The organism is Pseudoalteromonas sp. NZS100_1, from assembly GCF_015864285.1.
Lineage (GTDB): Bacteria > Pseudomonadota > Gammaproteobacteria > Enterobacterales > Alteromonadaceae > Pseudoalteromonas > Pseudoalteromonas arctica.
In genome coordinates this window covers 54,819-75,858 of record NZ_JADYXN010000003.1, presented here as the reverse complement: position 1 = coordinate 75,858, position 21,040 = coordinate 54,819, and the positions used below count along the sequence as shown (strand labels likewise).

At 43.2% G+C, this 21,040-nt stretch carries 25 protein-coding genes; 1 reads left to right on the top strand and 24 read right to left on the bottom strand.

The features are described from left to right. Positions 1-9 precede the first annotated feature (9 nt). From I6F66_RS02885 to I6F66_RS02775, 23 genes are all read right to left on the bottom strand, one after another. The gene (locus tag I6F66_RS02885; protein ID WP_197208758.1) at positions 10-372 is read right to left on the bottom strand and encodes a hypothetical protein; all 363 of its coding nucleotides are present in this window, start codon (positions 370-372) and stop codon (positions 10-12) included. After that, a complete protein-coding gene (locus I6F66_RS02880; protein ID WP_197208756.1) occupies positions 369-3,971 on the bottom strand; it encodes a tape measure protein in 3,603 nt (1,200 codons plus the stop codon). Before I6F66_RS02880 ends, I6F66_RS02885 begins: the two co-directional genes overlap by 4 nt. 79 nt (positions 3,972-4,050) lie before the next feature. Beyond that, a complete protein-coding gene (locus I6F66_RS02875; RefSeq protein WP_197208754.1) occupies positions 4,051-4,803 on the bottom strand; it encodes a hypothetical protein in 753 nt (250 codons plus the stop codon). A 1-nt stretch (position 4,804) separates the two neighbouring features. Next, positions 4,805-5,224, bottom strand: coding sequence for a hypothetical protein (locus I6F66_RS02870; RefSeq protein WP_197208752.1), 420 nt, complete (start codon positions 5,222-5,224; stop codon positions 4,805-4,807). Continuing rightward, positions 5,224-5,652: a gp436 family protein gene (locus tag I6F66_RS02865; protein WP_197208750.1), complete on the bottom strand. Its 429-nt coding sequence runs from the start codon at positions 5,650-5,652 to the stop codon at positions 5,224-5,226. The genes I6F66_RS02870 and I6F66_RS02865 overlap by 1 nt, the downstream gene beginning before the upstream one ends. After that, a complete protein-coding gene (locus I6F66_RS02860; protein ID WP_197208748.1) occupies positions 5,653-6,135 on the bottom strand; it encodes an HI1506-related protein in 483 nt (160 codons plus the stop codon). Positions 6,136-6,211: 76 nt separating this feature from the next. Continuing rightward, entirely contained in the window at positions 6,212-7,120 is a 909-nt protein-coding gene (locus I6F66_RS02855) for a Mu-like prophage major head subunit gpT family protein (RefSeq protein WP_197208746.1), read from the bottom strand. Next, on the bottom strand, positions 7,120-8,313 hold the full coding sequence (locus I6F66_RS02850; protein WP_197208744.1) for a phage protease: 1,194 nt from the start codon (positions 8,311-8,313) through the stop codon (positions 7,120-7,122). Before I6F66_RS02850 ends, I6F66_RS02855 begins: the two co-directional genes overlap by 1 nt. A 222-nt stretch (positions 8,314-8,535) precedes the next feature. Beyond that, positions 8,536-9,345, bottom strand: a complete 810-nt coding sequence (locus tag I6F66_RS02845; RefSeq protein ID WP_197208742.1) for a hypothetical protein — start codon at positions 9,343-9,345, stop codon at positions 8,536-8,538. Beyond that, entirely contained in the window at positions 9,311-10,555 is a 1,245-nt protein-coding gene (locus tag I6F66_RS02840) for a hypothetical protein (RefSeq protein ID WP_197208740.1), read from the bottom strand. The genes I6F66_RS02845 and I6F66_RS02840 overlap by 35 nt, the downstream gene beginning before the upstream one ends. 61 nt (positions 10,556-10,616) lie before the next feature. Beyond that, positions 10,617-11,069 carry a phage virion morphogenesis protein gene (locus I6F66_RS02835; RefSeq protein WP_197208738.1) on the bottom strand — a complete coding sequence of 151 codons (453 nt, stop codon included), beginning with the start codon at positions 11,067-11,069 and terminating at the stop codon, positions 10,617-10,619. Next, a complete protein-coding gene (locus I6F66_RS02830; RefSeq protein ID WP_197208736.1) occupies positions 11,069-11,263 on the bottom strand; it encodes a hypothetical protein in 195 nt (64 codons plus the stop codon). Before I6F66_RS02830 ends, I6F66_RS02835 begins: the two co-directional genes overlap by 1 nt. Next, a complete protein-coding gene (locus I6F66_RS02825; protein ID WP_197208734.1) occupies positions 11,260-12,741 on the bottom strand; it encodes a phage minor head protein in 1,482 nt (493 codons plus the stop codon). The genes I6F66_RS02830 and I6F66_RS02825 overlap by 4 nt, the downstream gene beginning before the upstream one ends. Beyond that, positions 12,742-14,292, bottom strand: a complete 1,551-nt coding sequence (locus I6F66_RS02820; protein WP_197208732.1) for a DUF935 domain-containing protein — start codon at positions 14,290-14,292, stop codon at positions 12,742-12,744. 157 nt (positions 14,293-14,449) lie between these two features. Continuing rightward, entirely contained in the window at positions 14,450-16,054 is a 1,605-nt protein-coding gene (locus I6F66_RS02815) for a terminase family protein (RefSeq protein WP_197208731.1), read from the bottom strand. Beyond that, positions 16,047-16,640, bottom strand: a complete 594-nt coding sequence (locus tag I6F66_RS02810) for a DUF3486 family protein (protein WP_197208729.1) — start codon at positions 16,638-16,640, stop codon at positions 16,047-16,049. Before I6F66_RS02810 ends, I6F66_RS02815 begins: the two co-directional genes overlap by 8 nt. A 2-nt stretch (positions 16,641-16,642) precedes the next feature. After that, positions 16,643-16,942 (bottom strand): hypothetical protein, encoded by a 300-nt coding sequence (locus I6F66_RS02805; RefSeq protein ID WP_197208727.1) that lies wholly within the window; start codon positions 16,940-16,942, stop codon positions 16,643-16,645. An 11-nt stretch (positions 16,943-16,953) separates the two neighbouring features. Next, positions 16,954-17,166 carry a hypothetical protein gene (locus tag I6F66_RS02800; RefSeq protein WP_197208725.1) on the bottom strand — a complete coding sequence of 71 codons (213 nt, stop codon included), beginning with the start codon at positions 17,164-17,166 and terminating at the stop codon, positions 16,954-16,956. Continuing rightward, a complete protein-coding gene (locus I6F66_RS02795; protein WP_197208723.1) occupies positions 17,153-17,467 on the bottom strand; it encodes a DUF2730 family protein in 315 nt (104 codons plus the stop codon). Before I6F66_RS02795 ends, I6F66_RS02800 begins: the two co-directional genes overlap by 14 nt. A 1-nt stretch (position 17,468) precedes the next feature. Next, complete coding sequence (locus I6F66_RS02790; RefSeq protein WP_182692949.1) at positions 17,469-17,690, bottom strand: TraR/DksA C4-type zinc finger protein; 222 nt, start codon at positions 17,688-17,690, stop codon at positions 17,469-17,471. Continuing rightward, positions 17,687-18,133 (bottom strand): 3TM-type holin, encoded by a 447-nt coding sequence (locus tag I6F66_RS02785; RefSeq protein ID WP_197208722.1) that lies wholly within the window; start codon positions 18,131-18,133, stop codon positions 17,687-17,689. The genes I6F66_RS02790 and I6F66_RS02785 overlap by 4 nt, the downstream gene beginning before the upstream one ends. Further along, positions 18,123-18,386, bottom strand: coding sequence for a hypothetical protein (locus I6F66_RS02780; RefSeq protein ID WP_197208720.1), 264 nt, complete (start codon positions 18,384-18,386; stop codon positions 18,123-18,125). The genes I6F66_RS02785 and I6F66_RS02780 overlap by 11 nt, the downstream gene beginning before the upstream one ends. Next, a complete protein-coding gene (locus I6F66_RS02775) occupies positions 18,386-18,973 on the bottom strand; it encodes a glycoside hydrolase family 108 protein (RefSeq protein WP_197208718.1) in 588 nt (195 codons plus the stop codon). The genes I6F66_RS02780 and I6F66_RS02775 overlap by 1 nt, the downstream gene beginning before the upstream one ends. Positions 18,974-19,140: 167 nt before the next feature. Here I6F66_RS02775 and I6F66_RS02770 point away from each other — a divergent pair, with 167 nt between their 5' ends. Beyond that, complete coding sequence (locus I6F66_RS02770; protein ID WP_197208716.1) at positions 19,141-19,557, top strand: DUF4124 domain-containing protein; 417 nt, start codon at positions 19,141-19,143, stop codon at positions 19,555-19,557. Positions 19,558-19,743: 186 nt separating this feature from the next. On the opposite strand, the gene I6F66_RS02765 is transcribed toward I6F66_RS02770, so the two are convergent. Then, positions 19,744-20,856 carry a YiiX/YebB-like N1pC/P60 family cysteine hydrolase gene (locus tag I6F66_RS02765; protein WP_197208715.1) on the bottom strand — a complete coding sequence of 371 codons (1,113 nt, stop codon included), beginning with the start codon at positions 20,854-20,856 and terminating at the stop codon, positions 19,744-19,746. Positions 20,857-21,040 lie beyond the last annotated feature (184 nt).

Here is a 21,040-nt window from a genome sequence, read left to right as displayed (position 1 = left end):
ATCGGGCCTTTAAACAGTTTTTAAACGTAGGTTTACGTTTTGAAAATAGGTAGGTGCGGAGTCTGAAAAATGCGTATGTGGTTTACCCTCTACCGGCTTTTGGCTGTGGTCCCACACCACATTAAATACAGTGCCGCGTATTGTTATTTCAAACTGAGTTAGCGTTGTGTTGCCGTGTTCAAATAACGGGTTAAACACGCTGGCCGCCTCAAAGTCACTGTATAAATTGATTGAGCGCCCAGCGGGTATAATCGTTTTTTCTATATGCTGCGCACCATTTAGGGCACGTTCTGACTGCTCAGCAACGGCGCTGTAATCGAGTTCGTCTAACCAAACAAAGTTATCTAATTGCTGGGCGTTAATTACTATCATTGTGTATTACTCAGTTGCTCTAATGTTTGTAAAAAGCGTTCTTCAAATTCACCATAAATGAGCTGTTTATCAGGTAGCACAAGCTCTAAACGCACTGTTTTGACTGCGTTACTATTTCCAGCATTCGTAACTGGCTGGGCCTTTAAAGCGGCTGTTAGCTCCTTTACTACTGAGGCTAAGCTGTTTAAAGCGCTGTTAGATGCGACGTTAGAGCTTGTATTATTTTGCGAATACTTGGGTGCTTTTGGTGTATAAGTTTGTGTGGGTGCATAGCTAGGCGTGTAAGCCGGTGTTTGACTTACTTTATTGCTGGGCTTAAACGCTTCACGTCGTGCTTTAATCGCATCATTAATTATCTTTTTATTCTCAGTACCTAACTTGCTCAACTGCTGGTTAAGCTCTTTATAAATTTTATCTAAATCGGCATTCGTTTTGGCGGATGCAACACTTCTTTGGTACTTCTCCAAATGCCCAGTTTCATAACCTGCTCTTTGTCTTTTGTTACGTTCGGCTCTAATCTCGGGTGTATCTAAGTCATATGCATTTCGACCATTATTTTCTTGATAATCGACTACTTGGCTAACGCTTGCGCCAGACGTTTGGCTTCGTTGACTGTAGTAACTTTGAGCGCTTTGTGATGCATTTTGGTATGAGCGAGATACATTATCTAATTGTCCTATTTGCTCACGTAGGCTTTTAGTTGCAGAGTCACTTGCCCTGGCTTGTTCTTTAGTTGCTTGAGTGCCTGCTTTGGTTGATGTTGTTGCGGCATCTTGTGCGTTTTTAAAGTCACCTAATAAGTTATTTACAACGGCTAGTACATCGCTTAAACGCTCTTTTTGGTAATTGTATTCTTGAGCCGTTAACGCGCCCGATTGATAACGACTATTTAACCGTTCAAGCTCTGCGGTTACATTACTTTGTTGGCGCTGTAATTCGCCGAGGCTTGCAAGTTCTAACTGCTGCACTCGGGTTAAATCGTTTGTTTGATCAGCTAAGCGTTGTTGCTGAATAGTAAGTGCTGCTTGGGCTTGGGCTTTTTGCTCAGCGGTAGCAGTGCTGCTTGCCATTACTTGCTGATTAGTAATAATTGCGTCGCGGGTTTGCTCTAGTTCACGCGTAAAGCGGTTTACTGCATCGCTGTTAGTATCTGTTACCGGCTTAAGTGCGTTGGCCTTTTCTATCAGCTTGTCTAGCTCTTCGGTAAGCCCAAGCGCGGCAGCTGCGGCTTGAATACTTGAGGGTACAGTTTGGTCGGTAGCATCTGCGGCTTTTATTGCGGCTTCGGCCCACTTTAAATACGCTTGTTGCTGTATAGCTAAGGGCTGCTCAGACTCTTGCATTAACTCATAAGCTGCACGTAGCTTGTTTGCGGTATCGTCCAGCGCTTTAACTGAGGTTAAGCCCAGCGCCTCGTAGGCTTTACCCACATCACCTGCAAATATTTTTTGACGCTCTAATAATTCGCCATGCTCAGTAAACTTAACTTTTAGTGCATCTAATACAACTAATTGGCCCTGGTATTGTTCACCGGCGGCAATAATAGCAGTACGAGCCGACTCTATACTTTGTAAAAAGCCGTCTACGCCTACGGTTACACCATCAAGTGCAGTGGCTTGTTGCTGTAACGACTCTATGGTTTTTACAGCGTCGGGTAATGTTAGGTTTAAAAATGCCTGGCGTTCTTTTTCAGCTGCTAAGGTTTTAGCTGTGGACTCGGCTAATTTTTGCTGCTGGTATTCAATATTTACATAACGGTTGGTTACGTCATCCCATACTAGTGTGCCTGCTTCTATAAGCGCGTCTAACTCGGCCATGTTAGTAATAACTAAGCCAGTTGAGTCAGATAACGATTTTAATTCATCGGTGAGTAATTCCGCTTGCTGCGCTGATTGCTGCTGTGATTTACGTAGCGCTTCTTCGGCTACAAGTAAGTCTTTATATAAAAAGCCAACCTCAATTAGTTCGCTAATTAACCAAGTGTATAATCCCGCTTTAGCGACTGTTTTAAGTGCTGTACTCCACTTTGCAGCAGCTATACCTGCCGCATTGGTCGCTACGGTTGTAGAGCCAACTGCTGCGGTATAAGTTCTTAATGATGCAATGGCCGTTGCGGCACCGCTTATTACACTTGTAAAATAGTTACCTACTTTTAGCGCAAGCCACACTTTAGCTACGGTGGCTATTTCTTCGCGGTATTCGTAAAGTGTTGTTGCAACGCCTTTAATTGCTTCACCCGTACTTACAATAACATTACTAATTTTTTGCGCCCACTCTTGCAAGCGTCCATCTGCGGCCATAGCTGCAAACTCAGCATTGAGGGCTGTTATATTAGCTTTTAACCAATCCATGGCGCCACTTTGCGCTATTAGGTTATAAAACTGCTCCATATTGTCTTTAGCGTTTGATACTTGCCCGCTAAAAAGCGCCATTTGTGCAGCGGCTGAGCCAGCACTCGCGCGGCCCATTTCATCTATTAAGCCTTTTATTACATCACGCCCTAACTGGCCTGCACTTGATAGCTTTTGCAGCTCAACGGTGTTTTTACCGGTGCTCTTTTCTAATAGTTCCCATACTGGTATACCGCGCTCAATTAGCTGTAGTATTTCTTCGCCTTGTAACTTTTGTTTAGCCCAGGCTTGGCCTAATGCAAGGCTTACGCCCTCAACTTCTTGAAAACCACCGCCTAACTTTAGTGCTTGGTCGGTAATGGCTTGCATGGTGCCATCCATTGGATCAAGGCCAAAGGCTTTCAATTTTACAAACGCCTGGCTTACTTCACCCATTTGCAATGGGGTGTTTTTAGTAAAGTCTTTTACCCACTCTGTGGCTTTTTCACCACCAGCTATGCCGCCCATAAGCGCCTGCATTTGAACGCCTAGCTTTTCAAACTTATCGCCAGTGGTAAATACTTGGGTTACTGCTTGAGCCACACGGTCAAGGCCAACATAAGCGGCAGCCAATGCGGTTACTTTACCTATAACGCCGTCTAAGCTTTGCGCTTGGACACGTTGCGCTGTGGTTCCTGTGCGTAAGTTATTGCTAAATTTATCAACTGAGCGGCCAGTTTTATCAAACTGGGCAGCTAAATCGCGCTTGGCTGCGCGTAGATTATTGGTGTCTACGTCTGACTTTTTAAGGGCATTTTGTAGTACGGTGTGCTTACTTGCTTGCTGTGTAAGCTCGGTGCGCATTTGTGTTAGGTCTTTTTCTGCGGCATCGAGTGAGCGTGCAAGCTGCACAAAAGGCTTATCGGTGTTTTTAGCTTCGGTTTGAAGTTTATCAAGGGCGAGCGCCGCAGCGGTTGTAGCAATTTCTTGTTGTTCTAATTTTTGCTTTGACTGCTCAAACGCACGAATAAGATCAGCTTGATTAGCTAACCCGTCTAATTCTTTAGCAAGTTTGCCTGCTGTTTGACCTGTTTGTTTTGCACTGTTGTCGGTTTTGTCTAACGATTCACTGAGGCTTTTAGCTGCTGGATTAGCTGCATCTGCGCTTTGCTCAATATTTTCAAGCTCGGTTACTAGCTGCTCAATATTTTGCTTGCCTGTGGCTTCGGCAACAATGCGTAGGGCTAATTCTAGGGTTTTATTTGCCATGGTTTTAACTCAGTTTAAACAGTGCTTGAATGGGTAGATAAAGGGACGAACGCCCCTTTATAAATACGCTTTATGGGGTTTATTCAGCGTCTAGCTCGTCAATGTAGTACGGCTCTTTTTTGCCTGTTACCAGTTTGGCTGTTCCTTCAAGCGCAGCGGTTACAAACTCACTGCTTGCTAAATCAAGCTCAGAGGTTGGCATCATTGAAGTGTCGTAAATTTCAAAGTTAACTTGCTTACCATTGGCTAAATTTGTGCCTTCACCAAAAATACGTAAGCGCGTTTGCGATACTGTTGCACCATTAATGCGTTTACCGCTGCGGGCGTTGTAACTACCTGTTACGGTAATGCTGCCGCCAGCATCCAATGCACCGCCTTTAATAGCGCGTATCATGCCCAGCGCAAAGTTAAACTCGTAATCAACACCGACAGACAAGGTTACAGTGGCTTGTTTTACCACTACATCGTTTGTAAAGTTTTGCCCTGGTACTGCAACCCATGATTGATTTGCAGGCATTGTTATAGCTTCATCGGTTAATGTACCGGCTGCATCGTTGATGGCAGCTACATCGCCCATAAGCGCCAGCGCGATCATTTCGGCTGGCTGGTCGTCAAACTCCCACGTAACAACCGTTGGCTTACCTATTTTTACGTCATCAAGTGCTTGGCCTTTGCTGCCTTTTTTATTTGATGTACGTACAACCGAATCGGCTTCGGCTTTAATACCTAGCTTAGTGGTGTTAATTGGGCCAAAGATTTGGCCGGTGCTTACGCCTTGCTCGTTTAAGCGGTCTACAAAAATGTTGCCCGCTAGTAAAATACCGTCGCTCATATTAAAGCGCTCCTTTAAGTCTCATTTGACAAGTAAAAGCCAGCGGGTAATACGCATGGCCTTTGGTGAATTGGGGTTTAGCTGGGGTGTTTACTCTAAGCCATGGCCCCGTGCCATTAAGCACTTTGCCTGCCATAGCACGAATAATGTTTGTTAGGTGCTCACCTGCATTTGTGTCTTGCTTACGCACAACCAATACAACAATCCATGTTTGAGTTAACTGCATTAAATAACCTGCATTTTTACTCTCCGGTAAATTATCGCCGTAGTACATAAGGTGAATACTGGGGGTTGTTTGGCGGTCTTCTTTTACGTCGGCTAACTCGTCGCTTAAATAAACACGCTTAATATCTGGTACTTGTTCAAGTGCCTGTTTAAGTGGGGTTTGAGCGGCAAAATAGTCGGCTGTAATTTCAAACATTAAATAAACCCCTTTGACTTTTCACGTGAAAACACAGTACCTGCGCTTTGTATGGTGGCGGTGTCTTGCACTTTTGCGTCTTCGCCTAGTGCATTAACCCCTATGCTTAGTTCTCCTTTAGCCACTGAGGTTAAAAACTTTACTGCGTCCTTGTAGCGGGTTTCTATGTGCTCTGGGGTGTCGTTTGTGCCTAATTTATAACGGGCAATATCACAACAAAATTGCTCAAGTAGGTTAGGCACCGTTACAAGCGGCAATTCATAACGCCCAGCTAAATAGCCGTTAATCATGTCGCTTGCATCGGTAATGGCCTGCTCAATAACTGCAATATTAATTACATCGGCTGGGGCGTCATCGCGTTCACTTAAATAAATAAGTTCTTGCTCGCCAAAGCGCTTTTGCATTGCGGCTATTGTTGCGTAGGCCATTTACTCGCCCTCGTCTGCTTTGGCTGCTTCTTTCAGCCATTGCCAAGCCAAATCACGGGTAAGTGCAGGCACTTTAACTTTAATAACATCACCTTCGTTTTCGCCAGGCGCTTCATAAGCTACCTGCTCGACAACCGGCTTAATCTCCATTTGAGCATCAATCATTAATGCAATAACAGGTTGCAGCTCTATTGGTGCTTGGGTGTAATCAACTTGAGTGTAGAGTTTAGGGGCATCTAAATTTGCACCCATGTTATCTGCGTCCAGCTGTGGGTTCTGCGCAGTACTCGCATCGAGCGGTACAATTTGCACCGATAAGCGTGGATCATTTTCAATTGCTTCAAGCTGCTGTTGTGTAAGCTCGATAGCTGCAATAGTGTTTTTTCCGCTTGGGTGTGCAATGCCACCACGGCGGTAGCCCGTAGGCTGCGTGCAATGCACAATGATAGATGCAAGCGCAGTGAGCTTAAGGTTTTTAGCCATTTCATTATTACTCCTGGTTTAAAGTATGGGGCTAAGCAGCCCCGTACTTAATAGGGTTTTTTCATGGGGTTAGCTGTTAAAGGTAATCAGCTACTAGCAGCTCTACACGGCCTTTAAGTTCGTTTGAGCTGTTTGATTCCATTTCACGCTCTAACATGCGGGTTGCTAGCTTTTCCATGCTTGCTGGTACAACCAACATGGTTGGCTTAATACCTAACTTACGGCCACCGTCGGCGGTAAAACTGCGCATTGTTTCAATGCTGTCCCATAGGTTATCTGGTGTTAATGCACGTTTGTTAGCAAAAGCTAATTGCCAAAAACCAAAGCCTGCTGCATCACGGCAATCAACGCCATAACGGTATTCTTTGCGAGTGAATACGGCTTCATCGTCGGTTTTTGTCATCGCAAGTAAGTTAGGCTTTTTACGCTCTTGAAAAATAAGCGGCTTAAGTGCTTTTGAGGTATCGAGCACGTACCAGGCATCACCAGTGTAATCAACATCAATCGCCATATTGGCAGTAGACACCGCAGTACCTGTGCCGTCGGCTTTAGGATAAACGGGGTGTTCTTCGTCAAAATAGTTTTGCCCGTCGTAGCACAGCGTTGTAAAACCTGCCGCTAGTAATGGAAAAATCATTTCGTCTGGGTGAATGGCCGCCGCGTTACCCATTTCTTTAAAAATAGGTGAGTACACGCCTAGGTTGTCGTCTTCAATATCGTTGCGGTCTACGCCTACCGTTGACTCGTAATCGTCGTTGGTAATGGTGTACGCCTGCGATTTCATACTTTGAATATTTCGATCGCCAATCCATTTAGCCAGGCTTGGGAACTTACCCAACCAGCCGTAGGTATTACTGGCCGATGTAGATTTAATTACACTGGCAATTTTATTAAATTGCGGTGCTGCTTCTGATTTACCTTGTTCAAACTCGGTTTTAAAACCAGTAAATAATGCGGTTAAAAGTGCTGAGGTCACTAAAGCCATTAGTTTTGCTCCTGTTTAGCTTTGGCATAAGCCGTGTGCGATAGACCTAACTGATCTGCTGCATACTTTTCGTCTGCGGTGAGTGCTGCTAAGCCGTCTTGGTTTTGCGCGGGCTTAGGTGCATTAGTTGTTTGCTGAGCGGTTAAGCTCGCAATAGGTGAACGGGCATCTAACACCGCTTTTAACGCGGCAATCCCTTGCTGATTACCTAAGCTAGTTAGGTATTCTTCTTCGCTAGCAATCACACGGCCATCTTGTTTAGCCTTGTTAATTTCCTGCTCAACCGTTTGGGTATCACTGGTACTTTTAAGGGCAACCATTTCAGTGTGCAATGCGTTGTAGGTTTCAACCGGCACATACTTAGCTAAATTAACCTCTATAGGGCTATTTGCTTTAAGTGCGGCAACGGCATCGTTTGCGTTACTTAGTTGATTGGTAAGCGTATCGGCTTCATCGGCCTTAGCTTTTAAAGCAGTGAGTGCTGTTGTTGCTTGGGTGTAATCTGCATCGGTGACGTTATCACCATCCACAGCTATACCTAGCAAGCTCAGCAATTTTTGAGCTGCATTCATGGTATTTTCTCCATTGTTAACATGGGTTTTAGAACTGTTTAAAGCGCTTTTTAAAACGGCTACTTTGTCCATACCGTCTACCGCTGGGTCGTTAGTAAGGGCAAAATGGCGTAATTTGGTTGGACGGCCTGTTTGTTTGTCGTAATGAAAAACAGGGCTTATAAAGCGGTATTCGTCGTTTTTTAGGTGAGCGCGGGCGCTGGGTGTCCAGCGTACATTAAGGGCATACAGCCCCTCGCCTGGTACGTACTCTAAATCGCTTGGGTTAAACCAACCGCTAGCAGGGGCTGGTTTGCCGTTTTCTTCGGCGTGTAGGGTTTGGTGCTCGTAGTCAAAGTGGTAGTCGTTGGTGCGTGTGCTAGCTGTGCTTTTTAACAGCTCATATGCAGCTTGGTCTAGTAACCAGGCATTAGCAGGCACATCGAATGGGCGGCCATCGTGCGAGTTAAAATAGCCGTCGGGCATTACCATTACGCGCTCGCTTATACCTTGCTCGTTAATTTCGCTTGCAAAGCGGCACGCAGCAAAACCTAGGTCGGCAGGCTTGTTAGCAGATAAAACAGCCAGCCGCGATGTAAGTGAGGCAGTTCCAAGTAAGTATTTGGCAAATGTTTTTTTCATGGCTGAGCACAGTTTGAATAATCTGTGCTCAGTATGGGTTTAGAATTGTTTTGGTTGGCCGTGCGGTGTTTCGGGAATTTATAAGGGATATTTACAGGTTAAAAAGTGAATTTGGGTTTGTCACAATAAAACTGGAGTCAACATTAACAATGCAACCCTGTTTAAACTCTGTTTAAAAGCAGCTGTAAAGGCTTTTCATAAGTTTCGCAACCCAAAGGGTAACTAAAACTTAAGAGACTCTATGACTTCATTAACAATCACTCGGAGCCTTTTTTGTACATCATCATAATCTACTTTATCTAGACTATCCCAAGTATCGAACTTATCTTCAATAAATAACTTATAATATGCATTATCAGTTATGCGTTCAGCTAACAATTCAGATTGATTACTACGTAATTGAAATTTGTTAAGTTTGAAAGAAATTAGAAATAGAACGTCTTGGAGACTTAATATCAAATTTTCTAATTCTTCATTTTTACATGCAAAATTAGATTTGAATTTAGCTTCATAATAAAAGGCCTTTTCTTTTTGGGCCATAAACTCTTGCCAAATTTCATGTAATTCTTTTTCTAATCTATTATTTTCAAATCTTATATCATCTTTCTCGAGCTCTTCCAACTCATCAAAACCTCCAGACAGCTCGCCATCATTGCTCTTGAATCCTTTCGTAACTGAGTGGAAATTTGATGCAATCATAACAACGTTACTTGTCAAATAATTCCTTAGCTTTGGTAACGATCCTGTTTGCATTCCAACTCGCTCATTTAAGCCTCGTTGTCTTAAGTACTCCCTCCTTGCATATATGAAAGCAGCTATTGATACCAAAAAGCCTGCAAAACTTCCAAAACTAGAAAACTTGTCAGCTAATGATTTATCACAAAAGAAAATTACAATTAGCCCCGTCAACATGAAAAGTCCTAATAAAAAATAAAGAAGAATCTCCCAGTATGGGGAGACTACATCATCTAAATATTTATCTAATTTTCTTAGCATATTACTTTGTAACTCTAGGGGTGCTAGATGTTTCATTTGGAGCTTGTTTTCTGAAATCTAACTTTTTAAGAAATTCCATGAACAATTCACTACTATCGGTATGGTAAGTATCTTTTTCGATACTGTTTTGCTTTTTAGAACCAAACAGGCTTTCAACTAGGTTTACCCTTAATTTAATTTGTTCTGCCTCAGGTAAACTTCTTAAAAATGGATCTATGGTTTTCAAATCAAGTGCAGTTTGATGTAAGTTATATTCTTGTTTTCTGTGTTTAGATGACTCCCTTGATAAATAGGTTGCCGGAATAGATAGAATAAAAATTAGTACAGCTCTTAGAATTGTGTTTTCCCAATCAAAACCAAACTTTGTCGATTCTACAAAGGTAAAAATAGCTATAATAATAATTCCTAACATACAACCCAAAGAGCCGTACCTTAGATTGTCTGCGATTCTTTTCTCTGATATTGCACCTTCGTCAAAAGAACCAGCTATTACACCTTCACTTGCTATCTTTAATAGTTCATTTATTTCATTTTTTTTAGTTTCTATCTCTTGCTTGGCTTTTTCATATTCATCTTTAAACGCCTGAATTTGTTCTTTTTGAGTCGTTTCTATTTCTGTGATTTTATTACCTAGAGTACCAAGTTCATCCTTATATTCACTAACACTACTTTGAATTATCGATAAAGTATTGCTAACTTTTTGCTCTGACTCTTTAACACTACTTGATAAGAAAGTTAATAACTGTTCCGCTTTTTCTTGAGATACCCTTATAGTCTCACCATGTTGTTTTTTAAAGGAAGCAGCTAATTCATCGAAACGTTTTTCGTTTTTTAATAATTGATTATTTTTAAGTGATAGTTCTTGTTTGATTTCTTTTTCATCTTTTGTTGACTCATTACTAGAGATAGATTGAATTAATTCAAGTAAGCTAAAAGTATCTTTTTGTAGTCTATTGATATTATTTATACCGAAAACTTGTCTACCACTTGAGGACTTAAACCCGACTTTTTCGCTTGAAAAAAACTCTTTAATTTCATCAACAACCCTTATAAAATCAAAAATCGAGTCCATTTTTTTACTCAATAAAACAATATCTATTTCAGCAATTTTTTTTATTGAAGCAAAAATTTCTATCGCGATATCTATTAATTGGAGCGCGCTATCGTTTCCAACTACTGTTAACTTTAAGTCACTAAGACCTTTACTAATCGAGCTAATTTTATGCCGAATATTATTAGATATCATTTCGTTAATCCTTTAATTTTTTGTTAGCATACACAACCTTGAACTAACATAAAAAGAATAATTACAATATAAATTTACCTAAAATCATAATAACTTCTTTTTCGTCATCATCCGATAACCCTAAAAATGGCCTTGCTGGGATGGCAGCTAAATGAGGGATCATATCGCTGGTGCCGCCAAATTGATGAATAGCGGCGTATTCCATGTTTGTACCAAACTCTAATGATTCGTCCCCCACGTTATAAGCGAACGTGTCGCGCAGTATGTCGTTTAGTCTAAGTATTTTATCTTTGTTCTTTTTTTTATTCTTTGCGTAGTCGGGGCTAAGTGCTTGCCATGGTGTGCCGTCGGGACTGCGTTGCTCGTCAAAGTGATCGCGATGAGTAAGCATTAAATACTCCCCTACGTTACCCAATGCTGGCGCTAGATTGTTGGTTTTTTTAATAAGCTGGGTTAGCACGTCGCTTACTGCTTGTGCGCCTTGAGTGCTTATTTGTATTTTAGCGCCTGCCATTACACTAACCCTTCGTTAAATGCTTCTAGGTGTGTTTGCTGGTCTAGCCCTGCAATAAGTGCCGGTAATAGATCGGCTATTTGGTCGGCCTCTTGGCCTTTGGCGCGTTTTTCAAGCTGTGCAAAATCGCGGCACGTTTGTATGGTGTACGGGATTTTCTTTAGCAGCTGCTGCGTTTGCTCGATTAATGTCATCGTCTTTTTTCCTGTGATTTGGCGGCATCTTTTACTAGTTGGTCTATCCAGCTTACTAAGTCGGGTTGCCATTTTTTAAGTTCGTTACGAGCAAGCGCCCAGGCGGTAAATGCCTCGGCAAATTCTTCGTACTTGTTGGCGGCTCCGTAATAGGTTACGGGTAAGGCGTTTTTTAAAAAAGCCGGTGCGCCTGCATAGTAATGCACTTGGTGGCCTAGTTCGTGTAGCCATGTGGCTACCACTGCATGGGCTTCGTTTTTATCCAGTGCGTTAAGTGTATCTGATATTGTATGATCACGTTTTAAGGTTTGCCCGTTGTGCTTAAAGCTGTACTTACCTGCGTTGTTAGCCGCGAGCTTTACGGTAAGTGCGGCGGTGTCTTGCACAGCTTGCATGTCTACTTTTGCTAAATTTTGGCTGGCTTTTACTTTTACCACTACGTGCTCAAACCCCACAGAGGTAAACCCGCCTACCCGTTTAGGGTTACGGGTGGCATATTGCATGCGGGCGTAAAAGTCGTCTACGCCTAGGTATTGCCCAACGTCGCTGCGTATGGCGGCGTTTGCTTTAGAACCTGCGCTCATTTCGTTGCTTTTTACAAACAGGGTTTTAGTTTGCTTGGCGGTTAAAAAGCTGTTTAAGCCGCTAAGCACTACGCTATCGAGCATTGCTAATAATGGGTCGAGCTTTAGCGCGGTGACGTTTTTAGCGGTGCTGTAAGCCGATGGTACAATGCGGCTTGCTTGATAATCTGCTACGCGCTGTTTAAACGGTGGCTTGTCGACCACTTGCTTTTTAGCCAGGCTTGTTAGCTGGGCAGTATTTTTGGGGGTGTAGTCAAAGCCCGGATCAATCCCGCGTGGTAGTTCAAACTCTTCGCCTGTTTTTTTGCTTGTCCAGGTGTAGTTACCATTATCGGGTGCTGTGCCTACGGTTAGGCCACGGCGCTTAAGCTCGCGTTCGCTTAGGCTAAACTTTTTACATTTACAGCCCCAGCCATTTTGCGGGCTGTGGGTGTCCCACCATGGATCATCTACCGGTAATACTAGGTTATTCCATTTTAAATGCAGTACGCGCGGGCTTTCGCTATCGCCGTGTTTGTATAGCGCATAAGGGCGGCTTGCTTTAAGCGCTTGTATTTGCCCCTCACGCCCTGCGTTGTAGGCTTGGCGTATATTGGTTTCGTATATTAACTGGCTGCGCCATGCGCTCTGGCCGTTATGCTCCCAACCGTAACGCGCTTTGATATTATCAAACTCTTTTTGAAACCAGCCCAGGCTTTTACCTTCACTTATGGCTTTGTCTACTGAGGTGTAAAAGTCGTTAAGCATGTCAGCTTTGGTTACGCCTGCCACCATAAACGCGCGGTTGTGGGCGTTTTGCCATACATCATCCCAACTGGTGCTCGGTGTATTTAGCTTTTGCCTAAAAAACTTTATACCATCGTCAAACGGGAGTGAGCCGTATCTAACAGCCATTTAACGGCCCTCATCCACTTCTAGCGCGCCTAGTAACTCACTGGCTGCCATAGCCTTTGCCATTAGCTCGCTAAAGCCCTCAGTGCTTATGTGTGGCTCTAGGGCCAGTATGCCGTCGCGTATTTCTTCTAGGCTGCTGGCGTTTTTAACAAGCTCGGTTACGGCATCGCTCATACTGTTTAAGTGGGTTTGTGCTTGTGTAGCTAACTGCTCGGCCACTAAGTCGGCGTTGTCTTTTGGCGGTGCGTTTTTAAGTGCAGCAAAGCCTTTAAGTGCTGTTGGCTCAGTAGGAGTCAGGCTGAGTATCGCCTCGCCCTTTTCAGGTAATGGTATTTGGGTTTTTTCGCTTACCCATTTAGCCGGTATTGGGTAGTTAACTTCTGTAAGTATTTTAAGTGCTGGCGCTAATAATGCGATGTCGTCGGGTTCGCTGGTATCAAATTTAAAGCGTGGTATACGGCGCGTGCCTGAATAGCTTTTAGAATTGAGCGCGTGCATTGGGTAAATAATATCGCGCGTTATAGTGTTGGCTACTTGTTTTAAATCGCTTTCGGTTATGTCGTTTAGTACGTCCATGTGTACATTACCAAGGGCGTTTGTGCTGGTTTTACCGTCGGCTTGGCTTGTAAGCGTTGCGCCTAATACCGCTTTACTTTGAGTGGTTTCACACCACTTGATCATAGCTTCAAACGGGTCTGATTGACCATTGGCGGCATTTTGAAATTCAATCTCCATCCCCTTCGGGATAATGCCACCTGCGTTATGACCGATGCTAAGCACGGCACGTAACAAAGTGGCTTTTTCATCATCGCTGGCACCATTGGGGTATTTACCTAAGCGTAGCGGTAAGCCGTAAATCTCTAGGAACTCTGCAAGGTCACGTATTGAATAGTTTTTAAATAAGTAAGGCCATGCCACCGTTGAGGTTAACCCGGTGCGGTGAATATACCCCGATTTACTGCGGTGAATATGCGCGCACCAGCCAAACGGATTTAGTGTTTGCCCTGTGTAGCTGTTGTCGCGCAGCATTAACTGGTTGCGGTTATCTGGATGGGTTTTAAATAGGTTTTGGTCGCGAAACTCGTAGCCTGTAATAATGTGCTCGCCGCCATCAAACGCCCAACTTAGCTCGTTACACGAAAACGATTTTAGTATTGCGTCGCTGCAATCAAATAGTAGGTCGTCTAGCCATGTGGCATCTTCAAGTATTTCTTGGATTGCTGCGGCGTCTTTTTCTTCTTGCTCTGTGGCGTTGCGCGGCGGCTCTACTGACCAATCGTATTTAAGCCAACCTCTGCGGCGTTTGGTTAGTTCGCTAAATAAGTGGCCGTCTTTGTCTTCCATATCTTTGGCTAAGTCGGCTATGGCTGCTAAGTCTCCAGCTTCTGAGTCTTTTAATAGTTGCGATAACTTAGCAGGGGTAAGCGCTTCACTTGGGTGCTGTGCAAATTGACGCATTAGCATACCAACGCGGCTATCTTGCTCGGTTTGGGTTTGCTTAAAGTCGGTTGATTTAATTGGGTTGCCGTGAATATCTACTATTTTGTTCATGGGTTTACTCTAACTTTAATGATGGGCTTAATGCTTAGCACGTATATATCAAGCGTTAAGGTGTGTTGGTGGGCCTTGGCTAAACTGGCGGCGGTTATGTCTAATTGCTGTACTTGGGCGGTGAATATCTCTTGATAAAAAACCCTAAATCGCCGCGCTACCATGCTGCTTTACGATCACTTGCAATGTCGTCGCTGTGGTCGGGGCGTAAGCTATTAGCACTTTGCTGGGCTTTGCTTGGTAGTGGCGTAAACTCTATGGCGCTGCCGTCCATTTCGGCTGCACGTATTAACATGGCGATTGATACGGCGCTATCTCCGTGGCGCTTGTTGCCATCGGTGCCCGTATTTTTACCTTTATCTACCTGTGCAATACCGTTTTTAAGTTTGATTTGGCCTAGGTCGTCTAGTACGTCCTGATCTTTTGGTAGCGTTATATTATCGGTTTCAAAGTAGTCTTTTAGTTTTGGCATCCATTCGCGATACCAGGCTTGTGATAAATGCACGCTATCTACTAGCTCGGTGCCGTATTTAAGGCTTGCAGCTTCGGCTAAGTAACCACCGTTACCTGTGGCATCAAACGCAAGGCCGCGTAGTTTTGGTAAACGGTCACAAATATAAAGCATGATTTGCTTTTGCTGCTCGTAAGTAACGTTACGCAGCTCGACCATAAACGGCACGGTTAGGCTGGTGTCTTGGTTTATTTCACCAATACTGAATACGGTTAAATCGCCTTTACGCGCGAAATCCTCACCAAAGGCATGGGTTAGATCAGGATTTAACCTACTGATTAAATCATCAATATTTTGCTTACACCATGTGGCTACGTCTTTTACGCGCTGCTCTTCGGTCCAGCTTTCAAAGTCGGTGGGCGCTTCATAACGCAGTACTTTGCAGTCATCGCTTAGTGCACGTTCACGCAGGCGGCGGCTTAGGTATTGCCCTGCACCTTGGCTTGGTACGCAGTAAAGCTCCTCGTTGGCGGCATCTTGGGTTGGGTAAAAATCAACTTGATTGGCGAGCCATGCGTCTTCTTTTTCTTGCGTCCAAGTTTGCCCACTCACTAAACAAATGCGTTTATAAAGGCCATGCCTAAGCGCTTTATCAATAGGAATATGATGCACAGAATACTTTTTAAGACCGCGCCGAGCTTGGGTAATGAGTGTGTTAAATAAGTTATCTACGCCGTTATGGGTCGAGATAATACGTACTCGCCCGCCCCACATAGTAAGTGCCATGGCGGCTTTTAGTACTTCGTCTAGCTTGTCATGGAATGCGGCTTCGTCTACTACTACGTTACCTTGGCGGCCACGTAAGTTGCGCGGGTTTGAGCTTAGTGCGACTATTTTTTTACCGGTACTTGGGAATTTAATTTCAAAGGTATTTATTGATCGCTTTGAGCCGTCGGGGTCTTTTTCTTCAAATATGCCCTCTTCTACTTCGCCCATAACCATGTTGAGCTTTTGCGCCCAAAATGCACAGGCGTCTATAAACTCCTTAGCCATTTCTTTGTCTGAGCCAAGGTAATAGGTGTTTTGTGCGTTTGCGGGTGCAGCTGCGCTTAGTACGTCGTCTAGTGCTTCGGCAAAGGTTAACCCAGTACGGCGAGACTTTTCGGCAATTTTTACTATTGCATCGTCTTCCATCCATGCTTTTTGATAACCAAAAAGTATGTCGGTGCCCATGGCAACCACTAACGAACCTGCCACTTTACTAAGCGGTAGCTCGTTGGTTTGGGTAACGCTTTGCGCTGTGCTAGTCATGCTTAAGCCCTAATATGTCGCGTTTGAAAAATGCCAGCATGTCGTCTGCGGTTTGCGGTAAGTTTTCGTTTTTAACCTTTTGGTCTAGGTCTTTAGCGAGCTTTTCAGCATAGGCTTTTTCTATTTCTTGCTGGCGTTTGTGCGCGGCCATGGCTGTTTGCTCTAGGCGCTGAGCTGCAAGCATGGCGTCTTTGATGATTGCAATGTCTATCGGTTCGTCATCTGGATTAGTTACTTGCTGCTGTAATACACGGTACAACTGAGTACGAGCCATTTCTAAAATAAGCTTGGTGGTGTCGCCTGTGGGCTTATCGCCAAGTTCAGCAGTAAGCGCCTTAGTTGTCTCGCGTAATTCGCGCAGCTTTTGGCCTACAGCTTCGGTTTTTTGCGCATGGCGGCTTAAGCCACTGCGGCTAATGGTTGCGCCGTCATCTAAGCCAGACTCAATAATAAGGCTGTTTACTGCGTCGAGTATTTCGCCTTGGCTAAAACGTTTATCGCGTAGCATTGAGTCGAGTTGATTTTTAATGTCTTCGGGTAGCAGGTCTACTTTGCTGGGTTGGCCTCTGCGGATTGACTCGCTCATAGTTAACCTCGTGGCCCTGGACGTTTAATACCAGGCACGACACTTATGCCCTCAGCGACGTCTATGCCCGATCGCGTAATACGCGCAACCCATGTGTTTTCTGTAAGTTTATCAAGTGTTATATAGCCGTTTTGCTCTAACCAATTGAGTAAGGTTTTAAGCTGATCACGACTGCAACCCAGTGCATAGCGCTGTAGTACATCGGCTAGCATGCTGGTGTTAGCGCCAAAATCGGCGGATTCTTTTAGCGTTATTAATATGCTAATTCGTTGGTGTTCGGCTTGAACTTGTAACATTGCCATGGTGGTTTTTCCTATGGGTGGGGCTTAAGGGCTGGCACAGTTTCTTCTACTGGTTCGCCGCATTTCATGCAACGAAACAATGTGTAATCGGTTATGCCTTTATTAAAATCGTTGGTGGTAACAACCTGAGCGTGTATGTTTTTATAACAAGCCTCGGTTTTATCTACGCCTGTAAGTACGGTGATTTTTGCGCCGCATTGGCACTTGTCGTTAACTATCGCCACTGCGCGTGCCTCTTAGTTCGTTTTCCATTAATAAGTCGGTTAAGCGTTTTAGGTCGGTGAGCTGTGGGTTAAGGCCATCTATTTTGCCGCTAACTTCTATTAGCCGTTTATCAAGTTCGTGTAGGTCGTCCGCATTGGGCAGGTCCTCTACTGTTTTTTCTACGGCGCTTAAACGGCTTTCTAACACCTCATGCACCTTTTTAGTCACAAAGGTGCTGCGCAGCCATGCCAGTGCGCCAGCGCCAACTATGGCTACACAAACGGTTATAAATGCCTTTTGCCACTCCAAAATAAATTCCATACTAATGCCTGTAATGCTGTTGTTGTATTTCAATGAGTGATTGGCAATCAACACAGGTGCTACAGTTTTTAACTGCTTCACGGCGCTGCTTTGGTATATCTATGCCGCACTCTTGGCAGTGCATAAACTCTGCACCTGGTTTGTTTGATTTTTCGCGTTGAATGGATAGCGCAGCATCTAGTAGGTGTTGCTCTATTTTTTGTGCGTCGTCGAGTTTACTCAATTTGGCTTCCTTACTTTTTCAATTACGTTTTTAATACTTTGCTTAACGCTTGGCGCAGCCTTTTCAACTGTGCGACCAATAACGTAACCGCCTATGCCTAATTGCAGTAAATCCCATGCCTGCGCTGATAAGCGAAAAGCCAACCAACCAAATGAGTCAAAGCACACCAACACTAAAAACGTCAACATGGTAATGGGCCGCCAATTACGCTGTAACCAGCTTTCGCCTTTAGCCTCTGCGGTAATGATTTGTGATTGAGCAGCGAGCACTTTGCCTTGAAGCTCTACAATTTTGCCTTCAAGCTCTAATACTTGGCTTTGTGCTGCGTTTTCAATTCGCTTAAGTTCGTTGGTAACGGTTTGCCGCTCTTCGTCGCTGGTAAACAGATCATCAATTAAATTGGTGATTGGCTCGACCACGTTAAACCAGTTGCTAATTGCCATTGGACTCTCCAAAGCTTTGTTTAAGGGCTGTGCGGGCGAGTTTGTAGCTTTGTTGGCCGTCTACGCGTAGTTGAATATCAATGGCTCTTACCGATTGCCAGCCTTTATTAAAGTAGCTTTGCATTGTGTTGCAGTGGCTGTGTAGTGGTATTTTGCGTGGGTCGAATGGCATGTTGTGCATGCGGGCGTCAACTTCCAATCCCATGCGTTTTTCGCGGCCTTTTTGATATGACCAATCCCAGTTTTTACCCATTAAGCCACCTCGCTTTGCTGGTTTACTGCAAATTCGGTTACATGAGCTAGGCGGTTATACCAGCCCTCTAGGTTTGGTTTTTGGCGGGTATCGTTTGCACAAATACGAGCGTACTTGCGACCACGGTTTACACTAAGCAGTACAATGAGGCTAAGGGCTGGGCGATCTAAAATAGCGGCTAGGGTTTTTGGTCCCATCCGGCCATCAGGCTTTGAGTTAACTAGACGCTGGGTTAATTGGGCCATGGCAGGTGCGCCGTGCTGTACTGCGCCATCGAGCAGCATAAAATCAACACCTGCGGGGCTTTGCTCGCAGTACATTGCACGCCAATACTCGCGGTGATACAAGCTTACGGCTTTGGCGAGTGTTAGGTTTTTAATATCAAGCTTTGGATACGCGCGCTGGCTTATGCCGTATTTTGTAAGGCCACCACGGTCCGATGCTACGTTGTTTAACCCGCCGTCACTGCGCAAGCCACCCTCTAAATACAAGATAGGTAATATACACTGGGCAAATTTAAGCGAGTACAGGGCAAGCGCAGTTTGTATTTCGGGAGATTGTTTAAAGTAGTTTATAGCTGGGAGCATACCGAAAAACCTTGTTGTTTTTCGGTATTTTGACTAGTTAGCCTTAGTTAATGGCCGTGCGGGATTTCGGGAAAGTTTATCTAAAAAGTAGACAGCCGCAGTAAAGTTTTTTATGGTACTGCAACTTAGCATTTTTCGCTAACCACCATTTAAAAGGATTTAACACATTGAGATACCCTGCCCTTATTTTGCTTGCTATATGGACTCTACCTAGCCAAGCAAAAATTTACCAATGCATTATTGATGATGTACCTACATTTAGCCAAACACCCTGCGCACCTGATGCAAAAGAGCTGCACTTAAAAATAACAAAAGCACCTGATACTAGCGCTGAAAGTAATGATATTTTGCAGCAGTGTACTGAGCTGGCAAAAAAGAATGGAGGATGGCGAGATCCAAATTCATTTATGGTTATGTCGCATGATAAGCAATGGCGTAATGATGCAAGCGGTGCAAGATTAGTTTTAGCTATGCAAGTAAATGCTAAAAATGGCTATGGCGGGTATGGGGCTTCTAAGCCGTTTTATTGCTTTTTAAATCACAGTGGCACGGGGTTAAGCTCTGTTCAACGATGGGTTAATTGAGTAATAATTTGTGATAAGTCAACGCTACTAATAAGCTAAGTAGAATGTTTGGGATTATAAGTAAAAGGATTGAATTTTTTGCCATACAAAATCAGAGGGTTTTCAAAGTCAATCTCAAGGAATTTGTTAAATAAATATTGGCTGCCACTCTTCAACAATAGAGAGTGGAAGCCTTAACTTCCTGACCTAAATGGTATTATCTAATTTTCCTATAAAATTTTCGGCTGAGTCTAAATTCTTCTTTACTAACATCGAAAGCTTATTGATATCTTTAGATGACTTAATATCACCTAAAATTTTCACCCCGCAACTTATTATTAGCAGTCGCACATACACACCAGTTAGCAGGTTGATATATAATCTTAAGTGCAGTCTGAAATATTCAATATTACTTTTCTTCAAAAAACTCATATATGCATTAAGCATCATTGAAAATCGTTTAAACATTTCCGGTTCTTTCTCAAGTTCAAAATCAATAAACCTTTCAATATCTGGCTGTTGACACATAACAATTATAAATAATTGCTGATTGTACCTATAAGGGTTATTTTTAGTATCTTCGTTATAATGTTCTAAGTAACCACTCTCTTTCATGAACCTAGCTACTTTTAAATCATATTCAGAATAGGTAATTAAAAAGTCATCTACATCATTAATTGTTTGAATATCAATATTGCAAAGGTGTGACTCTTTTTGAGCCATAATTCTAACTTTGTCTAACCAATTAAAAGTTCGCCGTTGATTTTCAAGATTAGGATCTTTGCTATTGCTAAACTCGATCTCTACTTTAGTTGCTTTTCGGTAAACGTTATCTACCTTTTGAAATGATTTACAAAGTGAAAGTTGTCTAGGTGAACAATATGAAGGATTTCTAAGATTAATAAAGTCATATCCAATAAAAGCATAAGCTTCTGCTACAAGCCTAGAACAAAACTGCCGCTTACTTTTATCTACCTTTAAAGCAGACTTTATACGCATTGTGATTGCTTCATCCAATGCATATAAACTTCCTGTCTTTGATCTAGCGTAAGAACAAACTCTTTCAATACTTTTTTCAGTTAATTTCTGCTTACTTCTTAATACAATCACATCACTTTCACGGTCAAATATTAACCTTTGAGTGTTTTTTGAAAACACTCCTTTTAATGTGGCTTCAATCATAGTCCCACCTACATATATTGCAGCGTGGGAATACCTAGATGCAGTGGAGATTTTCACGCCAATACTAGATAACGATTTATCACCTGAAAGAATAATATCGCCTGGCTTCAGTAAGGTGCGTTCTAAAATAAAACTCATAATATATCCATATACTTTACAGCCGATGCCTAAAGTTTAAATAACGGGTCACTTATCGTCCCCATTTACTAATTTAATAGAAAACATTTATATAACATATTGTTTTAGTATTTGATGAGCGCATACCGTAAAGTACTCTGCGCTTCTAATTTGTTTAAGATTTAAAAAGATTAATCATACCTAT

What these genes read in the sequence shown, in the direction of transcription:
- I6F66_RS02885 (WP_197208758.1), bottom strand. Translation starts at nt 372, where the DNA reads ATGATAGTAATTAACGCCCAGCAATTAGATAACTTTGTTTGGTTAGAC.
- I6F66_RS02880 (WP_197208756.1), bottom strand. Translation starts at nt 3,971, where the DNA reads ATGGCAAATAAAACCCTAGAATTAGCCCTACGCATTGTTGCCGAAGCC.
- I6F66_RS02875 (WP_197208754.1), bottom strand. Translation starts at nt 4,803, where the DNA reads ATGAGCGACGGTATTTTACTAGCGGGCAACATTTTTGTAGACCGCTTA.
- I6F66_RS02870 (WP_197208752.1), bottom strand. Translation starts at nt 5,224, where the DNA reads ATGTTTGAAATTACAGCCGACTATTTTGCCGCTCAAACCCCACTTAAA.
- I6F66_RS02865 (WP_197208750.1), bottom strand. Translation starts at nt 5,652, where the DNA reads ATGGCCTACGCAACAATAGCCGCAATGCAAAAGCGCTTTGGCGAGCAA.
- I6F66_RS02860 (WP_197208748.1), bottom strand. Translation starts at nt 6,135, where the DNA reads ATGGCTAAAAACCTTAAGCTCACTGCGCTTGCATCTATCATTGTGCAT.
- I6F66_RS02855 (WP_197208746.1), bottom strand. Translation starts at nt 7,120, where the DNA reads ATGGCTTTAGTGACCTCAGCACTTTTAACCGCATTATTTACTGGTTTT.
- I6F66_RS02850 (WP_197208744.1), bottom strand. Translation starts at nt 8,313, where the DNA reads ATGAAAAAAACATTTGCCAAATACTTACTTGGAACTGCCTCACTTACA.
- I6F66_RS02845 (WP_197208742.1), bottom strand. Translation starts at nt 9,345, where the DNA reads ATGAAACATCTAGCACCCCTAGAGTTACAAAGTAATATGCTAAGAAAA.
- I6F66_RS02840 (WP_197208740.1), bottom strand. Translation starts at nt 10,555, where the DNA reads ATGATATCTAATAATATTCGGCATAAAATTAGCTCGATTAGTAAAGGT.
- I6F66_RS02835 (WP_197208738.1), bottom strand. Translation starts at nt 11,069, where the DNA reads ATGGCAGGCGCTAAAATACAAATAAGCACTCAAGGCGCACAAGCAGTA.
- I6F66_RS02830 (WP_197208736.1), bottom strand. Translation starts at nt 11,263, where the DNA reads ATGACATTAATCGAGCAAACGCAGCAGCTGCTAAAGAAAATCCCGTAC.
- I6F66_RS02825 (WP_197208734.1), bottom strand. Translation starts at nt 12,741, where the DNA reads ATGGCTGTTAGATACGGCTCACTCCCGTTTGACGATGGTATAAAGTTT.
- I6F66_RS02820 (WP_197208732.1), bottom strand. Translation starts at nt 14,292, where the DNA reads ATGAACAAAATAGTAGATATTCACGGCAACCCAATTAAATCAACCGAC.
- I6F66_RS02815 (WP_197208731.1), bottom strand. Translation starts at nt 16,054, where the DNA reads ATGACTAGCACAGCGCAAAGCGTTACCCAAACCAACGAGCTACCGCTT.
- I6F66_RS02810 (WP_197208729.1), bottom strand. Translation starts at nt 16,640, where the DNA reads ATGAGCGAGTCAATCCGCAGAGGCCAACCCAGCAAAGTAGACCTGCTA.
- I6F66_RS02805 (WP_197208727.1), bottom strand. Translation starts at nt 16,942, where the DNA reads ATGGCAATGTTACAAGTTCAAGCCGAACACCAACGAATTAGCATATTA.
- I6F66_RS02795 (WP_197208723.1), bottom strand. Translation starts at nt 17,467, where the DNA reads ATGGAATTTATTTTGGAGTGGCAAAAGGCATTTATAACCGTTTGTGTA.
- I6F66_RS02785 (WP_197208722.1), bottom strand. Translation starts at nt 18,133, where the DNA reads ATGGCAATTAGCAACTGGTTTAACGTGGTCGAGCCAATCACCAATTTA.
- I6F66_RS02780 (WP_197208720.1), bottom strand. Translation starts at nt 18,386, where the DNA reads ATGGGTAAAAACTGGGATTGGTCATATCAAAAAGGCCGCGAAAAACGC.
- I6F66_RS02775 (WP_197208718.1), bottom strand. Translation starts at nt 18,973, where the DNA reads ATGCTCCCAGCTATAAACTACTTTAAACAATCTCCCGAAATACAAACT.
- I6F66_RS02765 (WP_197208715.1), bottom strand. Translation starts at nt 20,856, where the DNA reads ATGAGTTTTATTTTAGAACGCACCTTACTGAAGCCAGGCGATATTATT.